Source organism: Mesorhizobium sp. M4A.F.Ca.ET.090.04.2.1 (assembly GCF_003999085.1).
Lineage (GTDB): Bacteria > Pseudomonadota > Alphaproteobacteria > Rhizobiales > Rhizobiaceae > Mesorhizobium.
Genome location: NZ_RZOT01000922.1, coordinates 1 through 1,002 on the forward strand (window position 1 = coordinate 1; position 1,002 = coordinate 1,002).

1 protein-coding gene and 1 pseudogene are annotated in these 1,002 nt (G+C 67.4%); both read left to right on the forward strand.

Going from position 1 to position 1,002, the window contains the following annotated elements; all coding sequences use genetic code 11:
• Nucleotides 1–524 (forward strand): annotated as a pseudogene (locus EN781_RS33160) (diaminopimelate decarboxylase); the annotation flags it as partial.
• A gap of 67 nt (nucleotides 525–591) precedes the next feature.
• A partial coding sequence (locus EN781_RS33165; protein ID WP_127400761.1) for a pyridoxal-phosphate dependent enzyme occupies nucleotides 592–1,002 on the forward strand: 411 nt, incomplete at its 3' end.

Consider the following 1,002-nt stretch of genomic DNA (forward strand, 5'->3'; position numbering starts at 1 on the left):
GTCCGCCGCCGCTGCCCGACGCCTATGCCGAGATCGTCAGGAAGCACGTCACCAAGCTCGGCCTGAAGGTGATGTTCGAGCCGGGCCGGCTGATCGTCGGCAATGCCGGCATCCTGGTCTCCGAGGTCATCTTCGTGAAGGAAGGCGACGCCAAGAACTTCCTCGTCGTCGACGCCGCCATGAACGACCTGATCCGGCCGACGCTTTACGATGCCTTCCACGACATCCGCCCCGTACTGCAGCAGCCGGCGGCAGCGCCGCGCATGACGGTCGACGTGGTCGGCCAGGTCTGCGAGACCGGCGACTTCCTGGGCCTCGATCGAGACCTGCCGCGGCTGAAGGCCGGCGATCTCATCGCCGTCGCCACTGCCGGCGCCTATGGCGCGGTGCAGGCCGGCACCTACAACACCCGGCTGCTTGTGCCGGAAGTGCTGGTCGACGGCGACCGTTTTCATGTCGTGCGCCCGCGCCAGACCTATGACGAATTGATCGGACTGGATTCGATCCCGGAGTGGCTGAGGTAGACAGGCGGCGCCACGAGTTTCATCCTGGCTGGTGTGCACAACAGCCGGCACGGTTAGGAAGCGAATTATGAGCAACCCCAGCACCATCACCCGCGAACGCATCGCCGCGACGGAGCCGCGCATCCGGCCATACGTCCGCCACACGCCGGTGCTGCGCGTCGACATGGCCGATTTCGGCAAGGCGCCTCTCGCCGTCGGCCTCAAGCTCGAATGCCTGCAGCATTCGGGTTCGTTCAAGGCGCGCGGCGCCTTTACCAACCTGCTGGAGCGTTCAGTGCCCGCGGCCGGCGTGGTCGCCGCGTCTGGCGGCAATCACGGCGCGGCGGTCGCCTATGCCGCCATGCGGCTCGGTCACAAGGCCACCATCTTCGTTCCCGAGGTAAGCCCGCCGGCCAAGCTTGCGCGCATTCGCGGCTATGGCGCCGAACTGGTCGTCGGCGGCGCGCGCTATGCCGAGGCGCTGGCCGCCAGCGAGGAC